The sequence below is a fragment of the Chromobacterium sphagni genome, from assembly GCF_001855555.1.
Classification (GTDB): Bacteria; Pseudomonadota; Gammaproteobacteria; order Burkholderiales; family Chromobacteriaceae; genus Chromobacterium; species Chromobacterium sphagni.
In genome coordinates, this window is sequence record NZ_MKCT01000059.1 from 1 (window position 1) to 19,524 (window position 19,524).

17 protein-coding genes are annotated in these 19,524 nt (G+C 63.0%); 12 read left to right on the forward strand and 5 right to left on the reverse strand.

The annotated features are described in order from the left end of the window. Positions 1-646: 646 nt before the first annotated feature. From gshA to BI344_RS17875, 4 genes are all read left to right on the forward strand, one after another. Positions 647-1,930: a glutamate--cysteine ligase gene (gshA, locus tag BI344_RS17860; protein WP_071114193.1), complete on the forward strand. Its 1,284-nt coding sequence runs from the start codon at positions 647-649 to the stop codon at positions 1,928-1,930. A 138-nt stretch (positions 1,931-2,068) separates the two neighbouring features. Continuing rightward, entirely contained in the window at positions 2,069-2,551 is a 483-nt protein-coding gene (locus BI344_RS17865) for a hypothetical protein (RefSeq protein WP_071114194.1), read from the forward strand. A gap of 52 nt (positions 2,552-2,603) precedes the next feature. Beyond that, positions 2,604-3,548: a glutathione synthase gene (gene gshB / locus BI344_RS17870; RefSeq protein ID WP_071114195.1), complete on the forward strand. Its 945-nt coding sequence runs from the start codon at positions 2,604-2,606 to the stop codon at positions 3,546-3,548. Positions 3,549-3,648: 100 nt separating this feature from the next. After that, complete coding sequence (locus BI344_RS17875) at positions 3,649-4,029, forward strand: diacylglycerol kinase (RefSeq protein WP_071114196.1); 381 nt, start codon at positions 3,649-3,651, stop codon at positions 4,027-4,029. A gap of 106 nt (positions 4,030-4,135) precedes the next feature. Here the strand turns inward: BI344_RS17875 and BI344_RS17880 are convergent, their stop codons facing one another. Continuing rightward, on the reverse strand, positions 4,136-4,513 hold the full coding sequence (locus tag BI344_RS17880) for a hypothetical protein (protein WP_071114197.1): 378 nt from the start codon (positions 4,511-4,513) through the stop codon (positions 4,136-4,138). Between the two features lie 752 nt (positions 4,514-5,265). Between BI344_RS17880 and BI344_RS24125 the strand changes: the two genes are divergently transcribed. After that, complete coding sequence (locus tag BI344_RS24125; protein WP_139167072.1) at positions 5,266-6,549, forward strand: hypothetical protein; 1,284 nt, start codon at positions 5,266-5,268, stop codon at positions 6,547-6,549. Positions 6,550-6,670: 121 nt separating this feature from the next. Here BI344_RS24125 and topA read toward each other — a convergent pair whose 3' ends face one another. The 4 genes from topA to BI344_RS17905 form a co-directional block, all read right to left on the reverse strand. Further along, on the reverse strand, positions 6,671-8,974 hold the full coding sequence (gene topA, locus BI344_RS17890; RefSeq protein WP_071114199.1) for a type I DNA topoisomerase: 2,304 nt from the start codon (positions 8,972-8,974) through the stop codon (positions 6,671-6,673). A 148-nt stretch (positions 8,975-9,122) separates the two neighbouring features. Then, the gene (locus tag BI344_RS17895; RefSeq protein WP_071114200.1) at positions 9,123-9,581 is read right to left on the reverse strand and encodes a Smg family protein; all 459 of its coding nucleotides are present in this window, start codon (positions 9,579-9,581) and stop codon (positions 9,123-9,125) included. A 30-nt stretch (positions 9,582-9,611) separates the two neighbouring features. Beyond that, positions 9,612-10,691, reverse strand: coding sequence for a DNA-processing protein DprA (gene dprA, locus BI344_RS17900; protein WP_071114201.1), 1,080 nt, complete (start codon positions 10,689-10,691; stop codon positions 9,612-9,614). After that, complete coding sequence (locus BI344_RS17905; protein WP_071114202.1) at positions 10,688-11,725, reverse strand: LysM peptidoglycan-binding domain-containing protein; 1,038 nt, start codon at positions 11,723-11,725, stop codon at positions 10,688-10,690. The genes dprA and BI344_RS17905 overlap by 4 nt, the downstream gene beginning before the upstream one ends. 125 nt (positions 11,726-11,850) lie before the next feature. Here BI344_RS17905 and def point away from each other — a divergent pair, with 125 nt between their 5' ends. The 7 genes from def to BI344_RS17940 all read left to right on the forward strand — a co-directional run bounded on the left by def (position 11,851) and on the right by BI344_RS17940 (position 19,510). Further along, entirely contained in the window at positions 11,851-12,354 is a 504-nt protein-coding gene (def, locus tag BI344_RS17910) for a peptide deformylase (RefSeq protein ID WP_071114203.1), read from the forward strand. A gap of 72 nt (positions 12,355-12,426) precedes the next feature. Further along, positions 12,427-13,350 (forward strand): methionyl-tRNA formyltransferase, encoded by a 924-nt coding sequence (gene fmt / locus BI344_RS17915; RefSeq protein ID WP_071114204.1) that lies wholly within the window; start codon positions 12,427-12,429, stop codon positions 13,348-13,350. Positions 13,351-13,392: 42 nt separating this feature from the next. Then, positions 13,393-14,250: a zinc metalloprotease HtpX gene (gene htpX, locus BI344_RS17920; protein ID WP_071114205.1), complete on the forward strand. Its 858-nt coding sequence runs from the start codon at positions 13,393-13,395 to the stop codon at positions 14,248-14,250. Between the two features lie 71 nt (positions 14,251-14,321). Then, on the forward strand, positions 14,322-15,572 hold the full coding sequence (gene rsmB / locus BI344_RS17925; RefSeq protein ID WP_071114221.1) for a 16S rRNA (cytosine(967)-C(5))-methyltransferase RsmB: 1,251 nt from the start codon (positions 14,322-14,324) through the stop codon (positions 15,570-15,572). Beyond that, complete coding sequence (locus BI344_RS17930) at positions 15,559-16,131, forward strand: DUF4390 domain-containing protein (protein WP_239690851.1); 573 nt, start codon at positions 15,559-15,561, stop codon at positions 16,129-16,131. Before rsmB ends, BI344_RS17930 begins: the two co-directional genes overlap by 14 nt. Beyond that, on the forward strand, positions 16,131-18,242 hold the full coding sequence (locus BI344_RS17935) for a sensor histidine kinase (RefSeq protein WP_071114207.1): 2,112 nt from the start codon (positions 16,131-16,133) through the stop codon (positions 18,240-18,242). Before BI344_RS17930 ends, BI344_RS17935 begins: the two co-directional genes overlap by 1 nt. Continuing rightward, on the forward strand, positions 18,242-19,510 hold the full coding sequence (locus BI344_RS17940; RefSeq protein ID WP_043571914.1) for a sigma-54-dependent transcriptional regulator: 1,269 nt from the start codon (positions 18,242-18,244) through the stop codon (positions 19,508-19,510). The genes BI344_RS17935 and BI344_RS17940 overlap by 1 nt, the downstream gene beginning before the upstream one ends. Positions 19,511-19,524: the final 14 nt, after the last annotated feature.

The following is a 19,524-nucleotide window of genomic DNA, read 5'->3' on the forward strand; positions in this document are numbered from 1 at the left end:
ACCCCGGGCTGCCAGAACCACTTTTCGACTGGGATTCGCTGAAGGACATCTACCAGCAGGCTTACGGCGAAGAGTGGCCGTTGTAAGCCATGGGTTTTCTGTTGAAAGGCGCTGCATCCGCAGCGCCTTTTTTGTTTGTTCCGCCCCTCCGTTCTCATTGAGAAGCGGAGAGTGGCCGCGCGGCTTCTGAGCGGGCGCGGGCTTGGCGGCGGCGTCTGCAAACCTTTGAAGATTTGCTTCTGATCTATAAATACGTGATTTCTTCTACTGCCATGGATGCTGGCGAGGCTGGGGTGTCCGCATCAGACTTTGCGGCAGGAAATCAGCCTAGACTATTTTTAAGTTGATATTCTATTTGCAGCAAATTTTCGGCGATGCGTGCCATCGGCTTGGGATTTCAGTCTGGCGATGCGATGGCGCGAAGTGGCGAGATGAAAGGTTCGATTGGTGGCGGTGGCTCGGAGCGCTTAAGCCTGTCGTCCGGAAGGCCTTTCAACAATTCAACTTGCATTCGAGTTGGCGCCGCTGGTCTTGCTTTGCCGGTTGCTGTGCAGTCTAAGAGTGAAGGGGAAGGCTTGAATATGTCGCTCGCCATCCCCACCATTAATCAATTGATCCTGATGATCGTAGCTTGCAAGGGGAAGTCATGCCACCCGTTCCGCACTTGGCCACCGCACTCACTGGCCCACTTTACGAGTTGGAAAGCCGCATTCTGGCGGCCCAGCCGCAAATCGAACACTGGTTCCGCAGCCAATGGCATGCCCACGCCACGCCGTTCTATGGCTCGGTGGATCTGCGCAACAGCGGCTTCAAGCTGGCGCCGGTGGACATGAATTTGTTTCCGGGAGGCCACAATAATCTCAATCCGGAATTCCTGCCGCTGGCAGTGCAGGCGGCGCAGAGCGCGGTGGACAAGGTTTGCCCCGAGGCGCGCAGCATCCTGCTGATTCCGGAAAACCATACCCGCAATACCTTTTATCTGCAGAATGTCGCCACGCTGGTGCATATTTTCGAGCAGGCCGGCCTCAAGGTGCGGCTGGGTTCGTTGAACCCGGAAATCACCGAACCGACCGAGCTGGTTTCCGCCAACGGCGACAAGCTGACGCTGGAGCCGCTGGAGCGGCGCGGCAACCGTCTGGTGTTGGCCGACGGCTTTAATCCCTGCGTAGTGCTGCTCAACAACGACCTGTCGGCCGGCATTCCCGACCTGTTGCAGAATTTGGAGCAGACCCTGCTGCCGCCGCTGCACGCCGGCTGGGCGGTGCGGCGCAAGACGCATCACTTCGAAGCCTACAACAAGGTGTGCGACGACTTCGCGCGGCTGATCTCCATCGATCCGTGGACCATCAATCCCTATTTCTCCAGTTGCGGCGGCCTGGACTTCCATGCCCGCACCGGCGAGGAGCAATTGGCGGAAACGGTGTCGCAGATGCTGGACAAGATCGGCCGCAAATACCGCGAATACGGCATAGACAACGATCCCTTCGTCATCGTCAAGGCCGATGCCGGCACCTATGGCATGGGGGTGATGAGCGTGAAAAGCCCGGACGAGGTGATCGGCCTCAACCGCAAGGCGCGCAACAAGATGTCGGTGGTGAAGGAAGGCCTGGAAGTGTCCGAGGTGATCGTGCAGGAGGGCGTATACACCTTCGAAACGGTCAACGAGGCGGTGGCCGAGCCGGTGGTGTACATGATGGACCGCTACGTGATCGGCGGCTTCTACCGCGTGCACACCGGCCGCGGCATAGATGAAAACCTCAATGCGCCGGGCATGCATTTCGTGCCGCTGTCGTTCGAGACGGCATGTCTGCCGGACCGCAAGGGCCTGCCGGACTGCGCGCCGAACCGTTTCTACGCCTACGGCGTGATTTCGCGACTGGCGCTGTTGGCGGCTTCGCTGGAATTGGAAGCCACCGATCCGGACGCCTGATGCCCTGGCCGCATGCCGCATGAGGGCCCCGCTATCCGTATTGGGTTAAAATGTCCGCAGAGAAAGCATCGCTGCGCTCTCGGATCATAATATCAATCATGGATAGCGGCCCGCCGCTGGCGGGCAAGCGGAGGCAATATGAAAAAACTGGTTTTTGCAGGACTGATGGCGGTGGCTAACGTTTGTCTGGCCGATGGCGCGGTAGTGAAGGTGTCGCCGGCCGCCCAGTACATCGATCCGGTGCGGATCAACGCCAATATCCGCAACGAATGCACGCTGCCGGAGGCGCAGTCCGCCGCCAGCCTGAAAGGCTTGGCTGAGGCCGGAGTCAGCGCCGAGGCGGCGCCGGAGGACCAGCTGAAGCAGTCCGGCTATTATCTGAAACTGCGTCTGGAGAACGTGGTGTCGATGGGCAATGCCTTCATCGGCCATCACAAGTCGGTCTCCATGGTCGCCAAACTGTACAAGAACGGCAAGCTGGTGGACACCTTCACCGGCTCGCGCGACTCCATGGGCGGCATCATGGGTGGTTTCAAGGGCTCCTGCTCGGTGCTGGAGCGTTGCTCGCAAACCCTGGGCAAGGATCTGGCCGTGTGGGTAAAGTCCAAGCTCGATTCGTAAGCGCCGATTGTCGACGCCGGCGCCGCCCGTCCTCTACTGGAAAGATTCTGTCATGAGAATACTGTTCATTGCCGACCCGCTGGAACACTTCAAGATCTACAAGGACACCACCTTCGCGATGATGGAGGAGGCGCACCGCCGCGGTCACGCCATCAGCTTCGCCGAGGCGCACCAGTTGTCGGTGGAGGGCGAGCGCATTCTGGTGGATGCCCACGACCTCGCGATCACCGACGAGCGCCCCAACTGGTACAAACTGGGGCAGGTGCAGCGCCAGCCGCTGTCCGGCTTCAGCGCGGTGGTGATGCGCAAGGACCCGCCGTTCGACATGGAGTACCTGTACGCCTCGCAGCTGTTCACGCTGGCCGAGGCGCACGGGGTCAAGGTGTTCACCAGCGGTCAGGCGCTGCGCGATTTCAACGAGAAGCTGGCCATTCTCAACTTCCCGGAGCTGATCTCGCCAACGCTGATCAGCAGCGAGGCGCACCGCCTGCGCGCCTTCGTCAAGCAGCACCAGGACGTGATCCTGAAGCCGCTGGACAGCATGGGCGGCGACAGCATCTTCCGGGTACGGCCCGACGACGTCAACCTCAGCGTAATCATTGAAAACATCACTCTGCGCGGCAAGCGCACCATCATGGCGCAGCGTTTCATCCCGGAAATCCGCGATGGCGACAAGCGCATCCTGGTGATAGACGGGGTGCCGGTGGAGCATTGCCTGGCGCGCATCCCCGCCGCCGGCGAAACCCGCGGCAACCTGGCGGCCGGCGGCCGCGGCGAGGCGCGGCCGCTTTCGGCGCGCGACCGCCAGATCGCCGAAACCGTGGGGCCGGAGCTGAAGAAGCGCGGCATCCTGCTGGCCGGCCTGGACGTGATCGGCAATTATCTGACCGAGGTCAATGTCACCAGCCCCACCTGCTTCCGCGAGATCATGGAGCAGACCGGCGTCAATGTTGCAGGACTCTACATCGACGCGCTGGAGCGCCACTGCCAGCATTGATCTCGGCGGCGGCGGTTTGCCAGAGCGATCTGGCCATCTTGCCGGCTACGCGTTACGCATGCCTGCGTCTGCCGTTGACGGCGCGAGGATGGGAGTGAAGATGGGAAAGATGCAGGAGAGCCCGTTCAAGGGCAAGACCGGCCTGGTCAGGCTGATCAATGCCTTTGGCTATTCGCTGGACGGGTTTCGGGCGGCTTTCCGTCACGAGGACGCTTTCCGCCAACTGGTACTGCTGGCGGCCATCCTGATTCCGATGGCCTTCATCGTCCACGCCGCGCCGCTGGCGCGCGCGCTATTGGTGGCCAGCAGCCTGGCGACGCTGATCATCGAGTTGCTCAACTCAGCCATCGAGGCGGCGGTGGACCACACTTCGCTGGAGCGCCATCCGCTGGCCAAGCGCGCCAAGGATATGGGCAGCGCCGCCCAACTGCTGGGCCTGATCAACTTGGCGGTGGTGTGGGGGCTGGTGCTGTTCGGTTGAGCCGGCTGGCGGTGGATAGGATGCGCGCTTGGAATAAATAACAGCCCCGTTTGCGGGGCTGTTATTTATTCGACGGCCAAGTTTGGCGTCGCGATTCCGCTGGGCTTCAGCGCAGCCGGCGATAGAGGTAGCCGGGATAAACGCGGATGCAGCCGGGCTCCTCGGCCACCTCTCCTTGCTCGCCCAGCAGTTGCCATTGCGAATCACGCGCGATCAGCGTGCGGTAGACCGGGCTGCCGGCGCGGTAGAACAGCAGCTCCCGGCCGCGGAAGGCATCCAGCGGCAGCAAAGGCCGCTGCGAGGCCGGCAGCAGCGTGGCGGTGGCGAACAGCGCCATTTCGTTGATCTGTTCGCGGTCAGCGCAGCGGAGGCCGCAGAAGGCCAGCAGGAAGGCGATGGACAGCAGCAGGTACTGGTGGTCGGCCAGGCTGAACAGGGTGAGGACGCTGGCTCCGGTAAACAGGAAATGGCTGTTGAGTTTCATTTTGTTTCTATCCAGTGATACTGGCTTGGCGATGTCAAACGCCAACATGGGCGGCATGTCGTGGCTCCGGTCCGCCGCGGTGGCTCTAATCCGGAGGAGAATACGCCGAAGGCTGGGATTATAGCGCCTGGATGGAAAGTATTTTAAATATAATCAATTGCTTGCACATGTTGTCGGCTTGGGGCCTATAGCGACCGCACTTTGCCTGGGTGATGCATATGTGCAACAAGATCCGGCTGCGCAGCCGCTCTCCCGAAGCGGTGCGGGTTTCCTTCTGCTGCCGGCTGGGAGGGCCGGGATGCCGGCGTATCTGGCTGCGTATCGGCGGCGTCTTGTCTATTGATCTGCATTCGCAGCGTTTTACGTCTTTTCTTCCTATCTAAAAAATTGTCAATCCGTAGAATCCCACCATATGCCAGATTTGGTCATTATGTTGTGGCTAGGTATTTTCATGTTTCAACATCATGAGTCGTTGTGCTTGATTTTCTGGCAAAAGGTGCAGTTCTTATATTTATGACCCCGCTATTTCTGACAGGTAATTAGATTTAAATACCACTAAGCTTTACGGGTGTAGGTGCCGATAACCGGTATAATTACTATTTGTATATTTCATTTCGGTTTGATGATTTGGAAAATTAATAGTAAGAGTAATGGAGTTTGTTCCGTCCTGATGGCGGCACGCTTTGCGTGTCGTATGCAGTTGCCTGGATTATGTACAACTTTAATCATCTTTTAGTATGGGAGCTTATATCATGAATGATGTTGTCAATGAGGCGGTAACCTCGCTCAAGAAGATTGGAAGTCTCAAGGAGTTATGGCTTACTGTTGTTGGTGAAAGGAAGGACTCTGTCAATGATGTCATGGCAATGCATAGCGCATACTCGGACATGTCTTTCAGCTTGAAAATCCAGGACTTGGCAAATGTATTCAGTGGGGTATACCTTGATACCTATTGGACCGGTCTTGGTGAGAGCTCAAACATAATGGCTGAACATTTGAGTCAGGCATTAGGTACTGCGATGCCGGATGCTATTGGCATTGCTAGGAATTCCGTAGCGCAGTGGCGTGGCCTGTTGTGTCGGAAGAATCTTTCCGATTCGGGGTTGATTCCTGCGCGTGGAGCTTATACCGACTCTATGGATATCGTCTGCAATCGAGATGTTCCATTGGATCCCAAACAATTGATCATTCAGTGGGATGATGTATTTTATAAAACACCCCAAGTTGGGAAAAATTATATTTATGCTCGCTGTCAGAATAAAGATTTTGATGGCAAAATTCGTGATGCCCAAGTGCGAATGTATTATTCGCCTGGTGGTTTCAATACGCCGCCTTCTTCCTGGGTAAAGTGCCTTACCGATGTGAAAGGACAGTTTTTCGGAAGCGTCCTTGATATAAATAATCGTCCAGCTGTTTTGGACAGGGGTGATCGGGGGGTGTCGGAAGCTTTTGTCCTGGATGTGCAGTCCACGGCTCATATTTGCATTGCCGCCGCCATAAGTTATCCTTACTTTGAAAAAAACATTCCAGAGCAGATCAGTACGGGGAACTGGAATGCCGTGACTTGGATTATGAATAATGGCGCGGCGGCTTGGAGGAACGTGAACCCGGTACTCAACCAGGGCGATGAATCGCTGGTTTTTCACAATCAGGATGCCACACCGGAGCAGTTTAGCTTCGTCCTGCGGTGCCAACATGTGCCGTTCGGTTCCAAGTTGAGGATGTATTCGGAAGATCCTGCGGCGGCTTTCGATAGCGGCATGGTGAATATCGTCAACGATTGTCAGGAATTACAGGTTTCGGTGGTTGTGCCGCCGTATTATGCCGGCCGTATCAAGTTGCATCTGGAGGGGCCGGATGGCAAACCTCTGCCAAGAGGGGCGGCGGTGGAGATCCGCATGCTCTGGTGCGTGCCCCACTCGCATCATCATTACTTGCAGGCGGTCGCCTTGCTTGGCGCGATCAGCGCGTTGCCGACATTGCAAAGCGTGCATGTGCCCTTGGGTTATTACACCATGCTGGGGATTGAAGAGTAGGCCCCTTGGCCGGAGCGTACCGATGCTGATTCTGTCGATAAAACGATGAGCCTGGATGAAGAACAGCCCTGTCCGGCGATGCCGGCAGGGCTGTTTGTCTATCAGTCCGAGAGTGCTGGGCTTACGCCGGGCTGGCCTCTTCCTTGCCTTCCGGCGGCGCGATCTGCTCGGCGTAGCCGCATTCCTTCTGCGGACATACCTTCTCGGTGCCGCGGCGCTTGGTCACCTTGATGGTCAGGATAGGCCAGCCGCACTGCGGGCACTTCTCCGCCACCGGCGGGTTCCAGGTGGCGTACTTGCACTTGGGATAGGTGTTGCAGCTGTAGAACAGCTTGCCGTAGCGGCTCTTGCGCTCGATCAGGCTGCCGGTCTTGCATTCCGGGCATTCCACGCCGGTGTCGCGCGGTTTTTCCAGCGGTTCGATGTGCTTGCACTTCGGGTAGTTGGCGCAGCCGATGAACTTGCCGTAGCGGCCCTTCTTGATGTGCAGCTCGCCGCCGCAGTCCGGGCAGACCCGGCCTTCGATCACCGTCGGCGCCTCGGCTTCTTCGGCCGCCTGTTCGGCGGTTTCGCCCAGGTTGCGGGTGTAGTCGCACTCCGGGTAGCCGGTGCAGGCGATGAAGCGTCCGCGCTTGCCGAACTTGATGGACAAGGGCTTGCTGCATTTCGGGCAGGCTTCGTCCAGGCTTTCCGTGGTCACTTCGGCGCGGGAAATGCTTTCTTTCTCGGCGATCTGCTTGGAAAAGCCTTTCCAGAAGCTGTCCATCACCGGCACCCATTGGCGGTTGCCGCTGGCGATCTCGTCCAGCTGGTTTTCCAGCTTGGCGGTGAAGTTGTAGTCGACGTACTGGGAGAAGTGCTCGGTCAGGAACTTGTTGACGATGTCGCCGGTGTCGGTCGGCAGGAAGCGCTTCTTGTCCAGGATCACGTACTCGCGGTCCTTCAGCGTCGAGATGATGCTGGCGTAGGTGGACGGCCGGCCGATGCCGAATTCTTCCAGCGCCTTCACCAGCGACGCCTCGGAGAAGCGCGGCGGCGGCTGGGTGAAGTGCTGCTCGCCGTACAGCTTGTCGACCGGCAGTTCCTCGCCCTCGGCCAGCAACGGCAGTTTGGCGTTGTCCTCGTCCTCGGCGTCGTCGACGTCCTCCTCGTACACGGCGAGGAAGCCGGCGAAGGTCTGCACCTGGCCGCTGGCGCGGAACACGCCTTCGCCCACCAGGATGTCGACGCTGGTGGTGTCGAACTTGGCCGGCGCCATCTGGCAGGCCAGCGTCCGTTTCCAAATCATGTCGTACAGCTTGAACTGGTCGGTGGTGAGGAAGGGCTTCACCATCTCCGGCGTGCGCAGGATGGAGGTGGGGCGGATCGCCTCGTGCGCCTCCTGGGCGTTCTTGGCCTTGCTCTTGTAGGTTACCGGGCTCTTGGGCAGAAAGTCGGCGTCCCATTTCAGGCCGATGTAGCCGCGAATCTCCTCCACCGCCTCATTGGCCAGCGCCACCGAGTCGGTACGCATATAGGTGATCAGGCCGACTGTGCCCTGGCCGATGTCCATGCCCTCGTACAGCTGCTGCGCGGTGCGCATGGCGCGGTCGGTGGTCATGCCTAGCTTGCGCACCGCCTCCTGCTGCAGCGTGGAAGTGGTGAACGGCGCGGCCGGGCTGCGGGTCTTCTTTTTCTTCTCGATGCTGCCGACCTGGGCCGGTTTGCCTTCGAGGCGGGCCAGCACCGATGCCTGCTCCGCCTCGTTGGGGATGGCGAACTGGTTCAGCTTGACGCCGGCCATGGTGGTCAGCTTGGCGGAGAACTTGGTGCGGCTCTTGTGGCTGTCCAGATGCACCGACCAGTATTCCTGCTGGACGAAGGCCTTGATCTCGTTCTCGCGTTCGCAGATCAGGCGCAGCGCCGGGCTTTGTACGCGGCCGGCGGACAGGCCGCGGCGGATTTTCTTCCACAACAGCGGCGACAGGTTGAAACCCACCAGATAGTCGAGCGCGCGGCGGGTCTGCTGGGCATCGACCAGGTCCTGCGCGATCTCGCGCGGATTCTGGATCGCTTCCAGCACCGCGTTCTTGGTGATTTCGTGGAACACCACGCGTTGCGCGGTCTTGTCCTTCAACAGTTTCTTCTTGTTGAGGATTTCGACCAGATGCCAGGAAATGGCTTCGCCTTCGCGGTCCGGGTCAGTCGCCAGATAGACGTGGTCTACCTTGGAGACGGCTTCGACGATGGCATCGACGTGCTTGCTATTGCGCGCGATCAGCTGGTACTTCATCGCGAAGTCTTTTTCCGGGTCTACCGCGCCGTTCTTGGGCACCAGATCGCGCACGTGGCCGTAGGAGGCCAGGACTTCGAAGTCCGGACCCAGATATTTCTTCAGCGTTTTCGCCTTCGAGGGCGACTCGACGATCAAGAGGCTGGTGGGCATGTTATCTTTTCAATTTCAAGCCGGGGTGACCGGCGGACACATCTTGTTATATCCGTCAAACAAAACAAGAGCGCAAGGGCGCTCTTGATCACGGAAAGCCGCTTGGCCGAACGGCGGCATGTTAAGCCTCGCCGCCGGGCCTGACAAGCTATTGCATGGTGGGCTCGCCGTGAACGGCTTCCAGCAGCGCCTCGCCGAGCAAAATCGGCAACTCGGCCTGTTGCGCCCACAACACCATCAGCACCAGCAGTTTGGCGCTGGCGACGTCGAGATCTTCGCTGTCCAGCTCCATCAGGCGGTCTATCACCATTTCCCTTTGCGACGGGCTCAGCGCGCCGTTGTCCTCCAGGAAGCGGATCAGGCCGCGCACATCGGCTGGCAGATGCTCCAGTTCGTCGTCGGCGTAGATGCGCAGGCCGCTGCCTTCGTCGGCGCCGGCATAGGCTTCGACGCTGGTTTCGCCGACGCTGTCCAGCCAGTCCAGAGCCTCGCCGATGTCGTCATCGTCGAAACCAACGGCGTTGAGCTGGCGGGTGAGGGCATTGCGGTCGCCGAAAGCGGCGGGGTCGCTGTATTGCTCGAATAAATAGGTGAGTACGTCAAACATCGGTATTTTTCGTGGAAGAACGCCATGCGTTCAGGTTCGAGCCAGCCTTTGGAAGCGGCCGCCGGCAAGGCTGGCCACCTGGCCGTCCAGCTCCAGTTCCAGCAGCATCGCGTAAACCTCCCCGGCAGTCAACCCGAGCGAGTCGGTTAGGTGCTCCGCCAGCACCGGCTCCCACCCCATCGCGGCCAGCAGGGGCGGGGCTTCCCCGGCGTTTGCCGGGGTTGCGGCGGCGAGGGGCGCGGTCAGCCGGCCGATCTCGTCGAGCACGTCGTCCACGTTTTCCACCAGCCGGGCGCCGTCTTTGATCAGTTGGTGGCAGCCGCGGGCCTGCGGGTTGTGGATGCTGCCGGGCAGCGCCATCACGTCGCGGTTGTTCTCCATCGCCAGCCGGGCGCTGATCAGCGAGCCGGAGGCGGTGCCGGCTTCCACCACCAGGCAGCCGCGGGCCAGGCCGGCGATGATGCGGTTGCGGCGCGGGAAGTGGCCGGCCAGCGGCCCCATGCCCAGTGGAAACTCGGACAGGATCAGGCCCTCTGTCGCGATGCGGTGGGCCAGCGCGCGGTTGCCGGCCGGATAGACCCGGTCTATGCCGGTGCCGATCACCGCGATGGTCGACGCCGGGTGCGCCAGCGCGCCCTGGTGGGCGGCGGCGTCGATGCCGCTGGCCAGGCCGCTGATAACGGTGTAGCCGTGGGCGGCCAGCGCGGCGGAGAAATCCTCGGCGTTGCGCTTGCCTTGCGGAGTGGCGGCGCGGCTGCCGACCACCGCCAGCATCGGCCGGGCCAGCAGCTCGCGCCGGCCGCGGGCGAACAGCAGCGGCGGCGGCGAGGCGGCCTCCGCCAGCTGCGGCGGATAGTCCCGGTCTTGCAGCGTCAGCAGGTGGCAGCCTTCGCCTTCGGCCCAGGTTAGCGCGGCGTCCACCATCGGAGCGGCCAAATCCTGCTGCAGCGCCTCGGCGGCTTCGCGGCCTATCAGTTTTTCGGTCTGGGCGGCGCGGGCGGCTGCGGCGTGTTCGGCTGAGCCGAAGGCGTCGATCAGCTTGAGAAAGCCGACCGGGCCGATGCCGGGCGTCAGCGCCAGCTTCAGCCAGGAGGTCGAGGCGGCGCTCATTCGGCCTCCGGCGCGGCGATGCTGTCGCCGACGTAGATGGCGCTGGTGCTGTCCAGCACCAGCGCGTAGGAGACCTTGTCGAACACCCGGTAGACGAACAGCTTGCCGGCCTGCTCGGTCGGCAGCTGTCCTTGGCGCGGCTTGCCGTCGGCGCCGGTGATAAGGATATTGCCGCCCTTCTTGTAGATGCCGAATACCAGGCCCGGCTCCATCCCGCTCTGGCTGCCCAGATTGACGGCGACGGTGGAGTACTGCGCCGCGCCGTCTATGCCCTGGTAGGTGCTGATGATCTTGCCGCGCAGGTTTTCCGGCGGCGGGTGCGGCACATAGCTGACGAACTGCTCCTTGGGCGCGCGCACCAGGCGGTCGCCGATCAGGATCTCCTCGGCCACGCGCCTGACGCGCAGCGTCTGCACGTCGCGGCCCAGCTTCTCCACCACCAGGTCGCCGCTGTAGGAGGCCTCGATGCCCAGCGCGTTGTTGCTGTCGGGGTCCACCAGCGGCTTGCCCAGCCGGTACGATTGCCAGGTGCCGCTTTCGCCCACGCCGCTGGCGTAGACCTTGTCGCCCTGGCTGATGCTGATGCGTTCGTCCGGGCCGGCCACCAGCTGCGGCCCGGTGGCGAATTGCGCGGCATCCACCACCAGCGGTCGGGCGAGGAAGGGTTCTATCACGTCGGCGGGAATGCTGGAGATGGCGCGGTCCAGCTCTTCCGGCCTGGCCTGCGGCGACAGCTTGACCTCGCGGGTGGCGTCGCTGGCCAGCGACAGTCGCGGCCTGCCGTCGACGTAGTCCAGCACCAGCACGTCGCCGGGATAGATCCAGTGCGGGCTCTTGACGTCGGCGCGGTTCATCCGCCACAGCTCCGGCCATTGCCACGGGCTTTGCAGATAGCGGCCGGAAATGCCCCATAGCGTGTCGCCCTTGACCACGGTGTAGCGGCCGGGCGCGTCGGGTTTGACCGTCAGTTCGTCGGAAAAGGCAGGAAGAGCCAGCCCTAGAACCAGAGCAAGCGATATAATGCGGTTACGCATGAATGAATCCCAATCTTGGTGCCGGCAGGCCTGGGCCCTGGGCGGGGACGGAACGAAGCTGCGTCGGACTGCTCTATTATCGACGCGAGCGCGGCAATACGACAACTTGGAGTGAATAAATACCAATGGCGCTGTTGAACATTTTGCATTACCCGGACGAGAGACTGCACACCGTGGCCAAGCCGGTGGAGGTTTTCGACGCGGCGTTGCAGCAGCAGATCGACGACATGTTCGAAACCATGTACGAGGCGAAGGGCATAGGCCTGGCGGCGACCCAGGTGGATCATCATTACCGTCTGGTGGTGATGGACATCTCGGAGGAGCGCGACGAGCGCCGGGTGTTCATCAACCCGGAAATCATCGCCAAGGACGGCGAAACCGTCTACGAGGAAGGCTGCCTGTCGGTGCCCGGCATCTACGACAAGGTGACCCGCGCCGAGCATGTCAAGGTGAAGGCGCTGGACCGCGACGGCAAGCCGTTTGAACTGGACGCCGACGGCCTGCTGGCGATCTGCATCCAGCACGAGATCGACCACCTGAACGGCGTGGTATTCGTCGAGCGCTTGTCGCAGCTGAAGCAGACCCGCATCAAGAGCAAGCTGAAAAAGCGCGAAAAGCAGAATATGTAAGCACAGGCCGGCCTGGAAGCCGGCCGCGACGGCGCTGCCTGGCGGCGCCGTTGTCGTTGCCAGGGATGAACGATGAAACTGATTTTTGCCGGTACGCCGGAATTCGCCGCCGCCGCGCTGCGGGCGCTGATCGCCGCCGGCCATGAGATCGCGCTGGTGCTGACCCAGCCCGACCGCCCGGCCGGCCGCGGCATGAAGCTTAAGCCCAGCCCGGTGAAGGAGGTGGCGCTCTCTCACGGCTTGAGGGTGGAGCAGCCGGAAAAGCTGCGCGGCAACCTGGAGGCGCAGCAGATGCTGCGCGAGGTCGGCGCGGATTTGATGGTGGTGGCCGCCTACGGTCTGATCCTGCCGCAGGACGTGTTGGAGATCCCGGCGCGCGGCTGTCTCAACATCCACGCGTCGCTGCTGCCGCGCTGGCGCGGCGCCGCGCCGATCCAGCGCGCGATCCTGGCCGGCGACGGCGAAACCGGCATTACCATCATGCAGATGGATGTGGGTTTGGACACCGGCGACAGGCTCAGCATCCATCCGCTGGCCATCGCCGCCGACGAAACCGCGGCCACCCTGCACGACAAGCTGGCGGCTTGCGGCGCGGAGGCGATCGTTTCCACGCTGGAGCGGCTGGACCAGATCCAGCCACTCCAGCAGCCGGAAGACGGCGTCACCTACGCGCAGAAGCTGTCCAAGGCCGAGGCTGAAGTGGACTGGACGCTGCCGGCCGCCGATATCGCCCGCGCCATCCGCGCCTACAATCCGGCGCCTGGCGCCTTCACCCAGCTTAACGGCGAGCCGCTGAAGCTGTGGCTGGCCAGCGCTGAGGAGGGCCGCGCCGAACCGGGCGTGGTGGTGTCCGCCGACGCAGACGGCGTGCTGGTGGGCGCGGGCGACGGCCTGGTGCGGCTGACCCTGCTGCAGGCCGCCGGCGGCAAGCGGCTGGCGGCGCGCGATTTTGTCGCCGGCCGCGGCGCGCTGGCGGGAACCCGGCTGGGCGTTTGAGCTTCCAAGCAGTTGGACCACTAAAGCAAATAAGGGTAGAGCATGAACGACAACTGGCTGAAGACCACGGTGCTGATGGCCGCGATCATGGCCTTGTTCGCGCTGATAGGCGGCATGATGGGAGGCAAGGCCGGCATGCTGCTGGCGCTGCTGTTTGGCGGCGGCATGAATCTGTTCGCCTGGTGGAATTCCGACCGCATGGTGCTGTCGATGTACAACGCGCAGGAGGTCGATGCCAACAGCGCGCCCGAGTTCTACGGCATGGTGGCGGAGCTGGCTCAGCGCGCCGGCCTGCCGATGCCGCGCGTCTACGTCATCCATGAGGAGCAGCCCAACGCCTTCGCCACCGGCCGCAATCCGGAAAACGCCGCGGTGGCCGCCACCAGCGGCATCATGCGCCTGCTGGACTACCGCGAGCTGCGCGGTGTGATGGCGCACGAGCTGGCGCACGTCAAGCATCGCGACACGCTGATCTCCACCATTTCCGCCACCATGGCCGGCGCTATCTCCGCGCTGGCCAACTTCGCGATGTTCTTCGGCGGCCGCGACGAGAACGGCCAGCCGGTCGGCCTGTTGCCGCGGCTGGCGGTGGCGTTGCTGGCGCCGGTGGCGGCGTCGTTGATCCAGATGGCGATCTCGCGCGCGCGCGAGTTCGAAGCCGACCGCGGCGGCGCGGAAATCTGCGGCGACCCGCTGGCGCTGGCCTCCGCGCTGCAGAAGATAGAGTATTACGCGCAAGGCATCGCGATGCCCACCGCCGAGGCCCACCCGGAGACCGCGCAGATGATGATCATCAACCCCTTGTCCGGCGGCGGCGGCCTGGGCGAGCTGTTCCGCACTCATCCGCACACCGCCGAGCGCATCGAGCGCTTGAACGCGCTGGCGCGCGGCGTGTATTGAACGCTTATATTGAATCAGCCATAGAGGCCAGTTCCATGCGGGACTGGCCTTGTTTTATCGAAAGAACCACCATGCATCACATCCAGCAACTGGCCGCGGACATCCTGGGCCGCGTCGAGGCCGGCACCACCCTCACCGAGGCCTTGGCCGCGGCCCACCGCCAGGCGCCCAATCTGTCGGCTTCCGAGCGCGGCGCGCTGCAGGACTTGAGCTATGGCAGCCTGCGCCATCTGGGCACGCTGAGCCATCACCTGCGCCAGTTGGTGCCAAAGCCTCTGCCCGAGCCGCAGCTGGAGCGGGTGCTGATCGTCGCCTTCTACCAGCTGCTGCACACCCGCGCCGCCGATTACGCGGTGGTCAACGAGGCGGTGACGCTGGCCGGCACCTTGGCCAAGGGCAATTTCAAGGGGCTGGTCAACGGTGTGCTGCGCAACTTCCTGCGCCGGCGCGAGCAGCTGACCGCGCTTGCCGCGCGCGATCTGGTGGCGAGCAGCAACCACCCCAGCTGGTGGCTGCAGCGGGTGCAGGCCGCCTATCCGGAGCAGTGGCGGCAGGTGATGGCCGCCGCCAACGCCCATCCGCCGCTGACGCTGCGGGTCAATCGCCGCGATGGTTCGGTCGAGGATTACCTCAAGCGGCTGGATGAGGCCGGCATGGCGGCGGCGACGCTGGGCGGCGAGGCGGTGCAACTGGCCAAGCCGGTCGCGGTGCGCGAGCTGCCGGGCTTCGCCGACGGCGAGGTGTCGGTGCAGGACGAAGGCGCGCAGCGCGCCGCGCACTGGTTGGACCTGCAGCCGGGCCTGCGGGTGCTGGACGCCTGCGCCGCGCCCGGCGGCAAGACCGGCCACATGCTGGAACTGGCCGACATCGAGGTGACGGCGCTGGATATCGACGCCGCGCGGCTGACCCGGGTGGCCGACAATCTGGAGCGGCTGGGCCTCACCGCCCAGCTGCGCGAGGCCGATGCCGCCAGGCCGGAGGCATGGTGGGACGGCCGGCCCTTCGACCGCATCCTGGCCGACGTGCCGTGCTCGGCTTCCGGCGTGGTGCGCCGCCATCCGGACATCAAGTGGCTGCGCCGTCCGGGCGATTTCGCCATGCTGGGCCGCCAGCAGGCCGAGATGGCGGACGCGCTGTGGCCGCTGCTCGCCAGCGGCGGAAAAATGCTATACGCTACCTGCTCGATTTTTCCCGAAGAAAACCAACAGCAATTGGAAAGCTTCCTGCGGCGCCACCCTGATGCGGCGTGCCTGAGGCAGGAGCAACTGCTGCCCTGTGAGCGTCATGACGGTTTCTATTACGCGCTGCTTGAGAAGCATTAGCCTGGTGTTGGGCCTGCTGTGCTGCCTGGTTCAGGCGGCACAGGCGGACGCCATCGTTTCGCGCCGCGCCGAGGCCGAAGTGCTGAGCGACGGCACGCTGTCGGTCAGCACCCGTTTCCTGACCAAGCTCACCCCCAGCCTCAGCGAAGCGCTGCAGCAGGGGGTGGCGCTGGGGTTCCGGCTGGAATTCCAGCTGATCAAGCCGCGCACCACCGCCTACTACCTTTCGCTGCGCGAGTGGTTCGATCCGCACGCCCAGCTGAGTTTCAAGCTGTCCTACCAGTCGCTGACCGGCCGCTACCGCGTCAGCATCGGCAGCCTGTCCAACTATTACCCCAGCCTGCGCGAGGCGCTGGCGGCCATCGGCGCCATCCAGGGCTGGCGCGTGCTCAATCCCGGCACGCTCGACCCCAGAAAGCCCGGCCAGGTGGCCGGCCAGGTCCGGCTGCTGCTCGACATCGGCGAGCTGCCCAAGCCGTTCCAGATGAACGCGCTGGGTTCGGACGACTGGTCGCTTGATTCCGACTGGATCAAGCTCGACGTCAAGGACGGCGGCTGATGCGCTACGCCACCATCGCGATGGCGACGCTGGGGGCGATCCTGCTCTATCTGCTGGCCGTCGCCACCGGCAACGCATCCAAGCTCAACGACTACTACTGGTGGGTGTTCGGTCTCAACAGCCTGCTGTTGCTGGCGCTGCTCAGCGTGGTGGGCCGCCAGCTGTGGCGCTTGCGCCAGCGGGTGAGGAACCGGGTGTTCGGCGCCAAGCTGACGCAGAAGTTGGCGCTGATGTTCGCCGGCGTGGCGCTGGTGCCGGGCCTGCTGGTGTTCACCGTGTCGGCGCAATTCCTCACCCGCAGCATAGAAAGCTGGTTCGATGTGCGGGTGGAGGCGGCGCTGGACCGCGGCCTGGTGCTGGGCCGCAGCGCGCTCAACTACGTGCTGGACGATGTCGGCCGCAAGAGCAAGCTGGTGCTGGAGGAGGTGGAGCCGCTGCCCGACAATCTGTTGCCGGCGCGGCTGGAGCGCCTGCGCGAGCAATTGGGCTTGCGCGAGATCGCCATCTTCGACCGCGGCAACGGCCAAATGCTGGCCTTCGCCTCCGCGTCCTCCCGGCCGCCGCCGCAAGGGCCGGCGCGCGAGACGCTGCGCGCGGTCAAGCTGCGGTCGCCGCAGCAGAGCATAGAAAACGACGGCAACAGCGGTCTGGTGCTGCGGGTGTTGCTGGCTTACCGAATGCCGGACGAGCAGGTGAGGGTGCTGCAGCTGCAGCAGATGGCGCCGGCCGACATCAGCCGCGACGCCGAGCAGATCGAGAGCGCCCGCTCCGAATACCGCCAGCTGCTGCTGTCGCGCCAGGGCCTGCGCACTTTCTACATGCTGACGCTGGCGCTGGCGGTGTTGCTGGCGCTGACAGCGGCGCTGGCCTTCGCGTTGTTCCTGTCCGAACGATTATCCGCGCCGCTGTCGGAGCTGGCCGCGGGCACGCGCGCGGTGGCGCAGGGCGACTTTTCCAAGCGCCACCCGGTCTACCGCCGCGATGAACTGGGCATGCTGACCACCCTGTTCAACCGCATGACCCAGCAGTTGGACGAGGCGCGCCAGGTGGCGGACAAGAGCCGCGGCGAGTTGGAGGGCGGCAAGCTGTACCTGGAGAGCATACTGGCCAACCTGTCGGCGGGGGTGATCGCCTTTGGCCGCGACTGGCAGATCCGCGCCGCCAATACCAGCGCCTCGCGCATCCTGGGGGTGGAATTCACCCATTTGGCCGAACACCGCTTCCCGGAATGGGGCGAGGTGATGCCGGCGGTGGCGCCGCTGGTGGCGACCGTGATGGAGCACGCCGACAGCGATGTGGAGAGCGACTGGCAGACCCAGCTGAACTACGAGACCAGCCAGGGCGAACGCACCTTGCTGGTGCGCGGCGCGCGGTTGCCGGAACACTCCAGCGACGGCTATGTGCTGGTGTTCGACGACATCACCGAGCTGGCGCGCGCCCAGCGCGACGCCGCCTGGGGCGAGGTGGCCAAGCGGCTGGCGCACGAGATCCGCAATCCGCTGACGCCGATCCAGCTGTCGGCGGAGCGGCTGGCGATGAAGCTGGCCGACAAGCTGGACGGCAACGACGCCGACATGCTCAAACGCTCCACCGACACCATCATCAAGCAGGTGGGCGCGTTGAAAAGCATGGTGGACGCTTTCCGCGATTATGCCCGCGCGCCGCGGATCAAACTGGTCAAACTTGACCTTAATCAGGTGATCCGCGAGGTGATGACCCTTTACGAATCCAATCCTGCTGTTAAGATTGCGCTGGACGAGGTTCCGCTGATGATCATGGGCGACGCCGCCCTGCTTCGGCAGGTGTTGCACAACCTGATGCAGAACGCCCAGGATGCAGTCCTTGACGTTGGCATCCCGATGATTCAAATTAGCAGCCGACAAGAAGAAGGAAACGTGCTCGTTTGCGTCGAGGACAATGGCGCGGGCTTCAACCCCGACATCCTTAGACGCGCGTTCGAGCCTTATGTGACCAGTAAAGCCAAGGGAACCGGTCTTGGACTGGCCGTGGTCAAGAAGATTATGGAAGAACACCATGGACAGGTCATTTTGGGGAATGCCGAACAGCAAGGTGCGCGCGTCCTTCTTTCCCTGCCATTGCTGGAGGCCTAATGCGTAGCAGCGATATTTTGATTGTGGACGACGAGATCGGTATCCGAGAACTGCTCTCCGAGATCCTGCAGGACGAAGGTTATACCGTGGCCTTGGCGGAAAACGCCGAGGTGGCGCGGCAGTTGCGCAACCAGACGCGCCCCGCGCTGGTGCTGCTCGATATCTGGATGCCTGACTGCGACGGCGTCACCCTGCTGAAGGAATGGGCCAAGTCCGGTCTGCTCAACATGCCGGTGGTGATGATGTCGGGCCACGCCAGCATAGACACCGCGGTGGAGGCCACCCGCATCGGCGCCTTCGACTTCCTGGAGAAGCCGATCGCCCTGCAAAAGCTGCTGACCACGGTGCAGCGCGCGCTGAAGTACGGCGACATGCAGGCCAACACCTCGCTGAATCTGGACAAGCTGGGCCGCAGCGAGCCTATCCAGGAGCTTAAGCGCCAGCTGGAGCGCGTCGCCAAGGTCAAGTCGCCGGTGCTGCTGACCGGCGAGTCCGGCTCCGGCTTCGAGCTGGTGGCGCGCTTCTTTCACCAGGGCAATACGCCCTGGGTGACGCCGGCCAAGCTGGAGCAGCTGGCTGACGCGCCGCTGGAGCTCTTGCAGAAGGCCAACAACGGCGTGCTGTATCTGCCGGAAATCGGCCAGTACAGCCGCCGCGTGCAGCAGGGCCTGTTGTTCCTGCTGTCCAAGCTCGACCGCTTCAATGTGCGTCTGCTCTGTTCTTGCAGCCGTCCGCTGCAGGAGCTGCTGGTGGACCCGGAGTGCGACAACCGCCTGCTGACCGCGCTGTCCAGCGTGATCGTGCCGATTCCGCCGCTGCGCGAGCACTCGGAAGACATCACCTTCATCGCCGAGCAGATCCTGGTGGAGCTGGTGGAGTCCAAGCAGGTGCCGGCGCGCAAACTGACCACCGCGGCGCTCAACGCGATGCGCCAGTACGACTGGCCGGGCAATCTGGAGCAGCTGCGCAGCATTATCAAGAGCCTGGCGCTGACCGCCGAATCGGACGAAGTGGACGCCGGCGAAGTCAACAAGGTGCTGGCGCAGTTCCGCCACGAAAAGCCGGTGGAGGAGTCGGGCTTCGACTTCAACATCCCGCTGCGCGAATTGCGCGAACAGCTGGAGCGCCGCTATTTCGAGTATCACATCTCGCTGGAGAACGGCAATATGAGCCGGGTGGCGCAGAAAGTGGGCCTGGAGCGCACCCACCTCTACCGCAAGCTGAAGCAGCTGGGCATCAAGTTCGCCCGCAAGGTGGCGGAGGAGTAAGCGCCGCAAGTCGC

What these genes read in the sequence shown, in the direction of transcription:
- gshA (WP_071114193.1), top strand. Translation starts at nt 647, where the DNA reads ATGCCACCCGTTCCGCACTTGGCCACCGCACTCACTGGCCCACTTTAC.
- BI344_RS17865 (WP_071114194.1), top strand. Translation starts at nt 2,069, where the DNA reads ATGAAAAAACTGGTTTTTGCAGGACTGATGGCGGTGGCTAACGTTTGT.
- gshB (WP_071114195.1), top strand. Translation starts at nt 2,604, where the DNA reads ATGAGAATACTGTTCATTGCCGACCCGCTGGAACACTTCAAGATCTAC.
- BI344_RS17875 (WP_071114196.1), top strand. Translation starts at nt 3,649, where the DNA reads ATGGGAAAGATGCAGGAGAGCCCGTTCAAGGGCAAGACCGGCCTGGTC.
- BI344_RS17880 (WP_071114197.1), bottom strand. Translation starts at nt 4,513, where the DNA reads ATGAAACTCAACAGCCATTTCCTGTTTACCGGAGCCAGCGTCCTCACC.
- BI344_RS24125 (WP_139167072.1), top strand. Translation starts at nt 5,266, where the DNA reads ATGAATGATGTTGTCAATGAGGCGGTAACCTCGCTCAAGAAGATTGGA.
- topA (WP_071114199.1), bottom strand. Translation starts at nt 8,974, where the DNA reads ATGCCCACCAGCCTCTTGATCGTCGAGTCGCCCTCGAAGGCGAAAACG.
- BI344_RS17895 (WP_071114200.1), bottom strand. Translation starts at nt 9,581, where the DNA reads ATGTTTGACGTACTCACCTATTTATTCGAGCAATACAGCGACCCCGCC.
- dprA (WP_071114201.1), bottom strand. Translation starts at nt 10,691, where the DNA reads ATGAGCGCCGCCTCGACCTCCTGGCTGAAGCTGGCGCTGACGCCCGGC.
- BI344_RS17905 (WP_071114202.1), bottom strand. Translation starts at nt 11,725, where the DNA reads ATGCGTAACCGCATTATATCGCTTGCTCTGGTTCTAGGGCTGGCTCTT.
- def (WP_071114203.1), top strand. Translation starts at nt 11,851, where the DNA reads ATGGCGCTGTTGAACATTTTGCATTACCCGGACGAGAGACTGCACACC.
- fmt (WP_071114204.1), top strand. Translation starts at nt 12,427, where the DNA reads ATGAAACTGATTTTTGCCGGTACGCCGGAATTCGCCGCCGCCGCGCTG.
- htpX (WP_071114205.1), top strand. Translation starts at nt 13,393, where the DNA reads ATGAACGACAACTGGCTGAAGACCACGGTGCTGATGGCCGCGATCATG.
- rsmB (WP_071114221.1), top strand. Translation starts at nt 14,322, where the DNA reads ATGCATCACATCCAGCAACTGGCCGCGGACATCCTGGGCCGCGTCGAG.
- BI344_RS17935 (WP_071114207.1), top strand. Translation starts at nt 16,131, where the DNA reads ATGCGCTACGCCACCATCGCGATGGCGACGCTGGGGGCGATCCTGCTC.
- BI344_RS17940 (WP_043571914.1), top strand. Translation starts at nt 18,242, where the DNA reads ATGCGTAGCAGCGATATTTTGATTGTGGACGACGAGATCGGTATCCGA.